The sequence below is a fragment of the Streptomyces capoamus genome (assembly GCF_014654935.1).
In the GTDB taxonomy this organism is placed as follows: domain Bacteria; phylum Actinomycetota; class Actinomycetes; order Streptomycetales; family Streptomycetaceae; genus Streptomyces; species Streptomyces capoamus.
The window spans coordinates 235,086-246,296 of record NZ_BNBF01000009.1 but is presented as its reverse complement, the minus strand read 5'-3'; the positions used below and the strand labels follow the sequence as shown (position 1 = coordinate 246,296).

8 protein-coding genes are annotated in these 11,211 nt (G+C 72.7%); 2 read left to right on the top strand and 6 right to left on the bottom strand.

Features of this window, described 5'->3' with window-relative positions; all coding sequences use genetic code 11:
• Both IE312_RS40470 and IE312_RS17050 read right to left on the bottom strand, forming a co-directional pair.
• Positions 1 to 1,080, bottom strand: a 1,080-nt coding sequence (locus tag IE312_RS40470) for a PAS domain-containing protein (RefSeq protein ID WP_229899930.1), incomplete at its 3' end; no start/stop codon positions are given.
• A gap of 264 nt (positions 1,081 to 1,344) precedes the next feature.
• Complete coding sequence (locus tag IE312_RS17050; protein ID WP_189982639.1) at positions 1,345 to 1,764, bottom strand: CBS domain-containing protein; 420 nt, start codon at positions 1,762 to 1,764, stop codon at positions 1,345 to 1,347.
• Between the two features lie 266 nt (positions 1,765 to 2,030).
• Between IE312_RS17050 and IE312_RS17045 the strand changes: the two genes are divergently transcribed.
• Positions 2,031 to 6,125 (top strand): beta-galactosidase, encoded by a 4,095-nt coding sequence (locus IE312_RS17045; protein ID WP_189982758.1) that lies wholly within the window; start codon positions 2,031 to 2,033, stop codon positions 6,123 to 6,125.
• A gap of 43 nt (positions 6,126 to 6,168) precedes the next feature.
• On the opposite strand, the gene IE312_RS17040 is transcribed toward IE312_RS17045, so the two are convergent.
• Positions 6,169 to 6,561, bottom strand: coding sequence for a nuclear transport factor 2 family protein (locus tag IE312_RS17040; protein ID WP_189982638.1), 393 nt, complete (start codon positions 6,559 to 6,561; stop codon positions 6,169 to 6,171).
• 58 nt (positions 6,562 to 6,619) lie between these two features.
• Here IE312_RS17040 and IE312_RS17035 point away from each other — a divergent pair, with 58 nt between their 5' ends.
• Positions 6,620 to 7,198, top strand: a complete 579-nt coding sequence (locus tag IE312_RS17035; protein WP_189982635.1) for a PadR family transcriptional regulator — start codon at positions 6,620 to 6,622, stop codon at positions 7,196 to 7,198.
• A gap of 260 nt (positions 7,199 to 7,458) precedes the next feature.
• Here the strand turns inward: IE312_RS17035 and IE312_RS17030 are convergent, their stop codons facing one another.
• From IE312_RS17030 to IE312_RS17020, 3 genes are all read right to left on the bottom strand, one after another.
• The gene (locus IE312_RS17030) at positions 7,459 to 7,806 is read right to left on the bottom strand and encodes a DUF1330 domain-containing protein (RefSeq protein WP_189982633.1); all 348 of its coding nucleotides are present in this window, start codon (positions 7,804 to 7,806) and stop codon (positions 7,459 to 7,461) included.
• Positions 7,807 to 7,899: 93 nt separating this feature from the next.
• Positions 7,900 to 8,733, bottom strand: coding sequence for a LytR/AlgR family response regulator transcription factor (locus IE312_RS17025; RefSeq protein WP_189982631.1), 834 nt, complete (start codon positions 8,731 to 8,733; stop codon positions 7,900 to 7,902).
• Positions 8,734 to 8,839: 106 nt separating this feature from the next.
• Positions 8,840 to 11,209: a glycoside hydrolase family 65 protein gene (locus IE312_RS17020; RefSeq protein WP_189982629.1), complete on the bottom strand. Its 2,370-nt coding sequence runs from the start codon at positions 11,207 to 11,209 to the stop codon at positions 8,840 to 8,842.
• Between the last annotated feature and the right edge of the window lie 2 nt (positions 11,210 to 11,211).

The following is an 11,211-nucleotide window of genomic DNA, read 5'->3' as shown; positions in this document are numbered from 1 at the left end:
GTAGCCGCTGTGCCCGGTGATCCGCAGCCGGCCGCCCTCGGCGGTCGACAGCACCAGACCCTGGGCGCCGAAGGCGGGCACGATCTGGTCGGCGACCAGGTCGATCACGTCCTGGACGCCGACGACCTCGGTCAGCGCGGCGGCCAGGTGGGTGAGTTGGTAGAGCCGGCCGGCGCGGGTGGGGGACGCGGTGTCGGCGGAGCGGTTGCCCTGTGCGGGCGGTGGCGCCTCGCTGGTCCTGACGATGCGGACGCTGATGCCGCTGGCGTCCGGGTACAGGTGGAACTCGAGCCAGTGGTCCGGCGGGCGGCAGGCGGTGAAGGCCACCGGCACACGGCTGATCACCGAGGCGCGGTAGCGGTCCTCGTACGTGGGGTCGTCCAGCCAGCGCAGGGACTGCCACGGCAGCGTGCCGAGCACCCGGCCGGCTTCGACGCCGAGCAGCTCGCAGGCCCCGGTGCTCAGGAACGTGAAGCGTCCCTCCAGGTCCAGCGCACAACTGCCGCCGGGCAGACGCTCGACGAAGTCGGCGACGGCCGTCTGCGGGCTGGTGGACGGGCGGCCGGTGCCCGCGGGGATGACACGCGGCCCGCCGCGGGGCGCGTGCGGAGGCCCGCGGTCGGCCGACTCCTCCAGGACCCGGGCCACCCGCCGGCAGCTGGACTCGATGTTGGCGCGCTCGCGCCCGGTGATGTACGGCGGCCGGTCGGCGGGCCACATGAGCAGCAGGGCACCCCACCGCCGGATGCCGGTCACGGGCGCGGCGACCAGGACCAGCGGGTAGGGCAGCACCATGGCGGTCCGCGGGTAGGCCCGGGCCATCTCCTCCTGGCTGCCCACCCACACCAGACGGTCGTCCCGGACCGCGTCCGTCACCGGCGCGGGGACGGCCAGCGGGACGGTCTCCCAGGGTTCGGCGAGTTCGGCCCCCGCTCCGCACAGCGCGTCCAGGTGCAGCAGCCGCCCGTCGGGGGCGAGCAGGTACAGGGCGCCGATGGAGGCGCCCGTGCGGCGCACCGTCTCCGCGAAGACGGCGTCCAGCTCCGCGCTGCCGGTGGCCGGACCGCCCGTACTGGTCACCAGGCACCTCCAGCATCGCTGGGGGGACCCCCGTACGGCTGCGGAAGACCTCGGGGTCCGCGAACACACGGCCGGCCGTCCACGGGCCGGACCGGTACGGCAAGGCTATGCCCATCCGTGGCGCCGGGCACGCCGCCGGGGCGGCCGGCCGGGCACGGGCAGCGCCCGCCGTCGGGGACCGGCGGCCCGCGACGACGGGCATGTCTTGAACACCCCCGCGTGCTTCCCCCGAGCGCGTCCGAGGACCTTCCCCCGGGGTGTCCGCTACGTGTTGGGCTTGGCCGCGCTGATGTCGCCCAGGACCGAGCCCTCGCCGCGCTCGATCGCCATGTCGCCCAGGGAGACGATGCCCACGGGCTGGTCCCCCTCCACGACCGGGATGCGCCGCACGGCGTGCTCGCGCATCAGGACGAGGGCCTGCTCCAGGTCGTCGTCCGGGCCGACGGTGACCAGGTCCTCGCTGCCGGCCTGGACCACGCTCGTCCGCTCCGGGTCCGCGCCCTCCGCGAAGACGCGAACCACCAGGTCCCGGTCGCTCACCAGGCACCGCAGGTGCCCGTTCTCCGTCACCAGGACGGCGCCGACGTCCTCGTCGCGCATCAGCCGGGCCGCGGCGGCGGCCGACGCCTGCGGTTCGACGGTCACCAGATCGCTGGTCATGACGTCCCGCACGTGCTGAGTCATGACAGGTACCCCTTTCACGGTGCAACGGTGTCTGCCGGCCCCGGGTACCCCGGTGGAGGCCGCCTCGACCGTCTCCTCCCGCCCCATTGTGTTGCTCCTTGCGCGGCTCTACTGTTCGGGTTTGCCTGAGTCTGTTTGGTCCTGATCGTTCGGGCGGTAGGGAGGCCGCAGTGCGGAGAGAGCGAAGCAAGCGAAGCAATCCCCTCGGTTTACGAAGAAGGGCGAGAGGGGCGGGTTCCCTCGTCGCGACGGCCGCGGCCCTCGCCCTGGCCGCGGGCACGGCCGGGCCCGCGGCGGCGCGGGACGCCGGCGGACCGGCACCCGCCGTCGCCCCCGCCGTCACGCCCGTCGCCCGCGCGCAGGCGCACACGGTGAGCCTCGACGGTTACTCGTTCCTCGTCGACGGCAAGCGGACCTACCTGTGGTCCGGCGAGTTCCACTACTTCCGGCTCCCGAGTCCGGACCTGTGGCGCGACATCTTCCAGAAGATGAAGGCCGCCGGGTTCAACAGCACCTCGCTGTACTTCGACTGGGGCTACCACTCGCCGAAGCCGGGTGTGTACGACTTCGGCGGGGTGCGGGACGTCGACAAGGTGCTCGACATGGCCGAGGAGGCCGGGCTCTACGTGATCGCGCGCCCGGCGCCGTACATCAACGCCGAGGTCGACGGCGGCGGTCTGCCCGGCTGGATGAGCACCAAGGCGGGGCGCAACCGCAGCGACGACCCGCGGTTCCTCCAGTACGCGGACGAGTGGCTGACCCGGATCGACCGGATCATCGCCCGCCACCAGCTGACCGACGGCACCGGGTCGGTCATCGCCTACCAGGTCGAGAACGAGTACTACAACGGCTCCGCGGCCGGGCACTCGTACATGAAGCACCTGGAGGACAAGGCCCGCGCCGACGGCATCACCGTACCGCTGACCGGCAACAACAACGGCACCTTCAACTCCGGTACCGGTGCCCTGGACGTCGACGGCCCCGACTCCTACCCGCAGGGCTTCGACTGCTCCCACCCCGCGAAGTGGAACGGCGTCCCCGACATCAGCTACGACCACCCGGCCGGCAAGCCGCTGTACTCACCGGAGTTCCAGGGCGGCGCCTTCGACCCCTGGGGCGGCCCCGGCTACGACAAGTGCGCGCAGCTGATCGACGACCGGTTCGCCAACGTCTTCTACAAACAGAACATAGCCGTCGGCGCGACCGCGCAGAGCTTCTACATGACCTACGGCGGCACCAACTGGGGCTGGCTGGGCATGCCGCAGAACTACACCTCGTACGACTACGGGGCCGCGATCCGCGAGAACCGCCAGCTCGATCCCAAGTACTACGAGGACAAGCTGATCGGGTACTTCACCCAGTCGGTCGCCCCGCTGACCAAGACCGAGGCGATCAGGACCACACCCCCGGACAACTCAGCGGTCGTCGACACCGCCCGGATGAACCCCGACACCAGGACGCAGTTCCACGTGCTGCGGCACGGGAACTCCACGTCCACCGCGGTCGACAGGACGCACATCTCGCTGGACCTCGCCGCCCAGCCCGCGAACGACACCACCTACACCTGGGACGACGCCGACCCCGCGCTGCGGTACACCGGTTCGTGGTCGCACGTGCACGACACGAGCTACACCGGCGGCGACTACCGGCACACCGAGTCGTTCTCGAACAAGGCCGGCGACTCCCTCACCGTCCCCTTCGACGGCACCGCGGTCCGCTGGATCGGTTCGAAGACCGACAACCACGGCTACGCCGACGTCTACCTCGACGGCACCAAGGTCGCGACGGTCGACGCCTCCGGCGGGGAGAGCCAGGCGGTGCTCTTCCGGAAGACCGGCCTGCCGTCCGGCCCGCACACGCTGAAGATCGTCGTCGCCGGCAGCCACGGCTCGGGATCCACGGACGACTACGTGGCGGTCGACGCCATCGACGTGCCGACGGCCGCCGCCGCGGAACCGACCTACCCGGTCGTGCCCCAGCAGCCCGGCACCGCGATCACCCTCGACGGCCGCGACTCCCACGTGATCACGGCCGATTACCGGCTGGGCGACGCGCAGTTGCAGTACTCGACCTCCGAGATCATGACCAGCGCGGCCATCGGCGACCGGGACGTCGCCGTGCTCTACGGCGACGCGGGCAGCGACGGCGAGACCGTGCTGCGCTACTCCTCGCGGCCCACCGTGACCACGAGCGGCGGCACGGTCACCACCACCTGGGACGAGACCGACGGTGACCTGCGGTTCGACTACACCCACAAGAGACTGGTCCGGATCACCGTCGCCGGCGGCGGGAAGCCCCCGCTGACGCTGCTCGTCGGCGACAAGGACACCGCGAAGACCTTCTGGCGCCAGGACACGGCGACCGGCCCGGTGCTGGTGCGCGGCACCCACCTGCTGCGGACGGCCACCAGCCCGGACGGCGGCCACACGGTGGCGCTGACCGGCGACAACGCCGACGACGAGAACATCGAGGTGTTCACCTCCGCCGGCCAGGTCACCTGGAACGGCCGGACGGTGAGGACCCGGACCACCGACACCGGCAGTCTCACCGGGAAAATCCCGGTGGCCGCCGCGGTGCACCTGCCGGCCCTGACGGACTGGAAGCACGCCGAGGAGTCCCCCGAGGCCGCCCCCGCCTTCGACGACTCCGGCTGGCAGGTGGCCGACAAGACCACCACCGACAGCGTCGCCGGCGCCGACGCACTGCCCGTCCTCTACGCGGACGACTACGGCTTCCACACCGGCAACACCTGGTACCGCGGACGCTTCCGCACCACCGGCAAGGAGACCGGCGTCCACCTGGTCTCCGACTCCGGCGGAGGGGCGCAGGCCTTCTCCGCCTGGCTCAACGGCACCTTCCTGGGCAGCTCCACCACCGGCAGCGCCGACTTCTCCTTCCCGGCCGGCGCGGTCGAGGCGAAGGGGGACAACGTCCTGTCCGTCCTCACCGTGAACATGGGCCACGAGGAGGACTACAACTCGACCAACGGCAACAAGGCGCCGCGCGGCCTGACCCGTGCCTCCCTCGTCGGGGCGCCGCTGACCTCCGTCACCTGGCGGGTGCAGGGCGTACGCGGCGGCGAGGACCTCCGGGACACCGTGCGCGGCCCGCTCTCCACCGGCGGCCTGTACGGCGAGCGGGCCGGCTGGTCCCTGCCGGGCTACCCGGACGGCACGTGGAACCGGGTCTCCCTGCCGACGACCGACACCCGCCCCGGCGTCTCCTGGTACCGCACCGACGTCGACCTCGACCTGCCGCGCGGTCAGGACACCTCCCTCGGGCTGACGTTCACGGACGACCCGGCACGCAAGTACCGCGCCACGGTGTTCGTGAACGGCTGGCAGGTGGGCAACTACGTCAACTACCTCGGCCCGCAGCGCACCTTCCCGGTGCCCAACGGGATCCTCGACCCGAACGGCCGCAACAGCGTCGCCGTCGCCGTGTGGAACCTCGACGGCAGCACCGGCGGGCTGGGCAAGGTCTCCCTCACCGACTACGGCAGCTACGCCTCGTCCCTGCGCGTCGCGCAGAACGACAGCCCCCGCTACGACCCGGGCAGGTACGCGCTGCCGAAGCGTCCGGGAGCCGGCGTCGTCCTGGACGTGCCCGACACCGCCCGGCCGGCACAGGCGTTCACGGCCCGGTCCACGCTGCGGGTGCCGAAGGACAGGCCGTCCGCGACCCGGCTGACGGCCTCGCTGTCGGTGCCCGACGGCTGGACCGCCAGTGCCGCGGGCCCCACCTCGGCCGACCGGGTGCCGGCCGGCGGCTCGGCCACCTTCACCTGGAAGGTCCGGCCTCCCGCCGGGACGCTGCCGTCCGCCTCGGCCGTCACCGCGACCGTGCGCTACCGGCAGGACGGGCGACAGGCCGCGGCTCAGGACGAGCGCATCGTCGGCGGGGTCCCGCCCGCCCCTCCGGCCGGCGAGAACGCCGTGAGCGGGCTGCCGTTCCTGTCCGCCACCAACGGATGGGGCCCGGTGGAACGCGACAGCAGCGTCGGCGAGCAGGCGGCCGGTGACGGCCGTCCGATCCGCATCGCCGGAACCGCCCACCCCAAGGGCCTGGGCACCAACTCGGTCAGCGACGTCCAGCTCTACGCCGCCGGACACTGCTCGCGGTTGACGGCGGACGTCGGCGTCGACGACGAGACGGGTGGCGCGGGATCGGTGACGTTCTCCGTGATCGCCGACGGCAGGACCCTGGTCACGACGCCGACCGTCCGGGGCGGACAGTCCGCGGTCGCGGTCGACGTCGATGTCAGCGGCGCCCAGGTGATCGACCTGGCGGTCGGTGACGCGGGCGACGGCAACGGCAACGACCACGGCGACTGGGCCGGGCCGACGCTGACCTGCGACTAGCCGACGGCCGCCGGCGACCCGGACGACCGCCCGGTCGTCCGGGTCACTGTCCGGCGGCCTCCCGGCTGATCTGCTCGAACCGGGCGCCCATGGCCTCGGCCAGCGCCTGGGCGGCCGAGAGCGGGCGCACCATCACCGTGAACTCGTCGATCCTGCCCTCGTCGTCGAAGTGCAGGAAGTCGCAGCCCTGGAGCTTCTTGCCGGCGACGGTGGCGGTGAAGACGAAGGCGTGGTCGCGGCCGTCGGGGTTCGCGATCTCGCGGACGTAGGTGAAGTCCTCGAAGACGCGGAACACGGCCCGCAGGATTGCGGCGGTGATCGCCTTGCCCGGGTACGGCTTGAAGGCGACCGGGCTGGTGAAGACGACGTCCTCGGCGAGCAGGGCGGTCACGGCGTCGATGTCACCGCTCTCGACGGCCTTGCGGAAGGGATGCATGCGCCCACCTCGGATAGTCAATTAATTGAGTATGCCGGGTGGAGCGTAGCGTAGGCGCATGGCTTTGCGGAACGCGGTGATGGCCGCTCTGTTGGAGGGTGAGGCGTCCGGATACGACCTCGCGAAGGCGTTCGACGCGACGGTGGCCAACTTCTGGATGTCGACGCCCCAGCAGCTCTACCGGGAGCTGGAGCGCATGGCGGCCGAGGGGCTCGTCACCGCCCGCGTCGTCGAGCAGGAGCGCCGCCCCAACAAGCGGCTGTTCTCCCTGACCCGGGCCGGGCGGGAGGCCGTACGCGCGTACACCGCCGAGCCTTTGGGCAGACCGGCCGTGATCCGGGACGAGCTGATGGTCAAGGTGCAGTGCGCGGACGTCGGCGACATGGCGGCGGTGCGGGCGGCCGTCGCCGAGCGCGTGGAGTGGGCCACCGCCAAGCTGGCCCGCTACGAGCGGATCCGGCAGCGCCTGCTCGACGGGCGCACGGAGGACCGGTACCTCGCGGAGGCCGAGCGCATCGGCCCGTACCTCACGCTGCTGCGCGGCATGTCCTTCGAGCGGGAGAACCTGCGGTGGGGTGAGACGGCGCTCCGTCTGCTCGACCGGCGCGGGGCGGCCGGTCACGGCGGGGAGTGTTAGCCGCACGGTGGGTGCACCCGTGTCGTTTCCGCAGGTCAGCGGCGCGCTTCAGCAGTCCGGCGCGATCAGTATGACCTGGGCCACACGTGGGCCTCTTCCGTCCCGGCCGCTCGAAGCGTAGGTTCCGATTACCCCGCGACGGCGCCTTCTCGGCGCTGGTCCGCCACTCCCGGGGCGGCGGACCAGCGGGGGCCAAAACTGAGCGCCGCGCCGCGAGCACGCTGCACCGGCGGACCGGAGGACCCGCGAGACGGCCGGCGTCACCCGGCCGCCATGCTCTCGCGCAGTGCCTTCGCGGTGGCGGCGGGGTCGTAGTCCTCGGCGACGCCCGGGACCAGAACGATGTCTCCGGCGATGTGCCGGGAGCGCAGCGGTGCGATCTCCTGGTACGCGGGCGAGTCCCACCAGGCGCGGGCCTCGGCGATGCCGGGGAAGGAGATCACCACGACGTGTCCGGGCCAGTCGCCCTCCTTGACCTCGTGCTGTCCGCCGTGCACGAGGAAGCGGCCGCCGTACGGCTCGAAGGTGGCGGTGATCCGCTCGATGTACTCGGCGATCTCCGGGTGCGGGGCGGCGTCCCGCAGGTGCGCTATGGCGTAGGCGGTCATGGGGTGTCCTTCCGGTCGGTCGTCCTCCGTACGCCCATGATCGTGACACGCGGACGCGCGCGGATCCATGACCTCACAGGTAATCGCCCTCTCTCAACGCAGGCGGCTCGCCGCGCGGCCGGCCAGGAGGTCACGCAGTTCCCGGGCGTTGCGCCGGCTCACGGCGAGCACCCGGTCGCCGATCCGGACGGTCAGGTTGCCGCCGTCCACCCGGAGTTCCTCGATCCGGCCGAGGGCGACGAGCCGGCTGCGGTGGATGCGGACGAAGCCGCGTGAGCGCCACTGCTCCTCGAGGGTGGACAGCGGTACGCGCACCAGATGACTGCCGCGGCCGGTGTGCAACCGCGCGTAGTCGCCGTGCGCCTCGACGTAGGTGATGTCGGCGAGGGGCACGAACCGGGTCACCCCGCCCAGCTCGACGGGCACCTGGTCGCCGGGGGCGGGTGCCACGGGACCGGGTGCGGCCGGGCGGGGCCCCTGCCCGGCCCGGACCAGCTCGGCGACCCGCCGCACCGCCTCGGCGAAGCGCTCCTTGCGGAGCGGCTTGAGCAGGTAGTCCACGGCCTTGAGGTCGAAGGCCCGCACGGCGAAGTCCTCGTACGCGGTGACGAAGACGACCAGCGGCGGGGCGGGGAGGGCGCCCAGTCTCCGGGCCAGTTCGAGACCGCTCAGGCCCGGCATGTCGATGTCGAGGAAGGCGACGTCGAAGCCGCCCGGACCGTGCAGGTCCGGACCGCGCGGACCGCCCGGACCGTGCGGGTCGTCCGTGCGGGTCCCGCTCAGCCGGCGCAGCGCCTCGCCGGCCGTGAGCGCGGGGACGACGGTGCCGACCCGGGGGTCCTCCCCCAGCAGGTACAGCAGCTCCGCGAGCGCGGGTTCCTCGTCGTCCACGGCCAGGACGCGCAAGGACACGTCGCTCACCCCCATGTCCGGCAGCTCCTTTCCGTCCTCGGCCGGCACCCATGGTGGTCCCGCCGGCCGGACGGCGTCGAGATCACGGACGGCGGTGTGTCCGTGCCGTGACCGGAAGGCGTCAGTCGGGCAGCACCAGCCGGGCCGTCTCCCCCGGCCCGACCGGGATCACCCGGTCGCGCAGGCTGATGTCGATGGGCGACTGGTCGGACTCCGGAACGGCGATCTCCAGCAGGCCGCTGCGCAGCCGCAGCCGGACGCCCCAGTGGCCGTGGTAGCGGATCGCGAAGCCGTAGGAGGACAGTTCGGGCAGCGGGACGGGATCGAGGCACAGGCCGTGGCCGCGGGTCTCCAGGCCGGTCAGCCCGCGCTGCACGAGGTCGAGGGTGCCGGCCATCGCGCCGAGGTGGATGCCCTCGCCGGTGGTGCCTCCTTGCAGGTCGGCGATGTCGCCGCGCAGCGCCTCCTGCACGAAGCTCCAGGCGTCGGCACGGCGGGCCCGGGCCAGGATCCAGCCGTGGACCAGGCCGCTCAGGGTCGAGCCGTGCGTGGTGCGGTGCAGGTAGTGGTCCACGGTGGCGAGCCAGCCCCGCTCGTCGAGGTGGTGGCCCAACTGCTGCAGCAGGCCGCGCAGTTCCGGTGGGGAGAAGAGGTAGCCGAGCATCAGCACGTCGGCCTGCTTGGACGCCTTGTAGCGGTTGACGGTGTCGCCCTCCGCCTCCAGGATCCGGTCCAGGCGCCGGATGTCGTGGTACCGCGCGCGGTAGCCGTCCCAGTCCAGTTCGGCGAGGTCGCCGTAGCCGTCGAACTGGCTGATCACCCCGTCGTGGACGGGGACGTGCAGCCCGCGGGAGACCTCGGTCCAGCGGGCGGGCTCGTCGGCGTCCAGCCCGATGTGCTCGGTGAGTTCACGGCGCCGCGGTTCGGGCATGCCGTCGAGCAGTTCCCGGGCGCGGGTGAGCACCCAGGCGGCCGTGACGTTGGTGTACGCGTTGTCGTCCAGGCCGGGCCGGTCCGCGCCGGGGTAGGCGTCGTGGTACTCGTCGGGGCCGACCACGCCCCGGATGCGGTACCGGCCGAGGTGGTCGTCCCAGCTAGCGGACCGCCCCCAGAAGCGGGCGATCTGAAGGAACATCTCGGCGCCCTCGCCGTGCCGGAACTCGTTGTCGCCGGTGGCCTCGCAGTACCGCCAGATGTTGTAGGCCACGGCCGAGCCGACGTGGTGCTGGAGGCGGGAGTGGTCCGGCAGCCAGCGGCCCGAGCGCGGATTGAGGTGCACCTGCTGGGTCTCCTCGCGGCCGTCGCTGCCGCTCTGCCACGGGTACAGCGCGCCGCACCGGCCGAGGTCGCGGGCCGCGCGGCAGGCCGCGTCCAGGCGCCGGTGGCGGTAGCGCAGCAGGGCGCGGGAGACCTCCGGGAGGTGGAGGTCGAGGTAGGGCAGGACGAAGAGTTCGTCCCAGAAGACGTGGCCGCGGTAGGCCTCGCCGTGCAGTCCGCGGGCGGGCACGCCGACGTCCAGGTCCGCGGTGTGCGGGGAGAGGGTCTGCAGCACGTGGAACAGGTGCAGGCGCAGGATGCTGCCCGCCTCGCCGGGCACGTCGAGCGCGGTGCGCCGCCACAGCTGCTCCCAGGCCGAGCGGTGCGTCTCGCGCAGCGCCTCGAAGCCGGGCGCGGCACCGACCCGGTCCACGGCCGCGCGCAGCGGGTCGCTGATCGCCGGGTCGCGGGAGGTGTGCAGGGCGACGGTCTTGTCGACGGTGACCCTCCGGCCGGGCGGCAGCCGCAGCATCAGCCGCTGCACCGCGCGGTGGGCCTCGTTGGCGTGGGTGACCGGCGCCGCGGCGGTCAGCCGGGCGGCCAGTCCGAAGCCGATGTCGGAGGTGCGGGTGCGGCAGCGCAGCCAGACCGTGCCGGGCGCCGCGGTGCCGACGGTGACATGGCTGAGGTGCCGGCCGTCCAGCTCCCGGTAGCGGGTGACCCCGGAGTTGGTGACGCCCCCGTCCAGCGCGGCCTCGACCTCCAGGTCGACGGTGGCGCCCTCGGCGGTGAACTCGGTGCGCAGCGCGGCGAGGTGGGGGTCGGCCAGGTGGACGAGGCGTTCCTGACGGACCAGCAGGCTGGCGTCGGCGCCGAGCGGGTAGCGGGTACGGCGCTCCAGCAGGCCGGGGTCGAGGACGAGCATCTGGTGGTGCTCGGCGACGGGGGTGGTGTCCGGGGTGAGCCAGTCCCCGCCGGCCGGCCGGAACCGCAGCGGCAGCCAGTTGGGCAGGTTCACCATGTCCTCGTTCTCGACCCGGCGCCCGCCGATCTCGGAGGTGAGCCGGTTGTAGCAGCCGGCCGCGTAGGTGCCGGGGTAGTGCACGTCGTCCGCGGTGCACTCGGGCAGGGCCCCGCGGGTGGCGAAGCAGCCGTTGCCCAGGGTGCACAGCGACTCCCGCAGGCGTTCCTCCGCGGGGTGGTAGCCCTCGTACTCCCAGGTGGGCCCGTCCACCG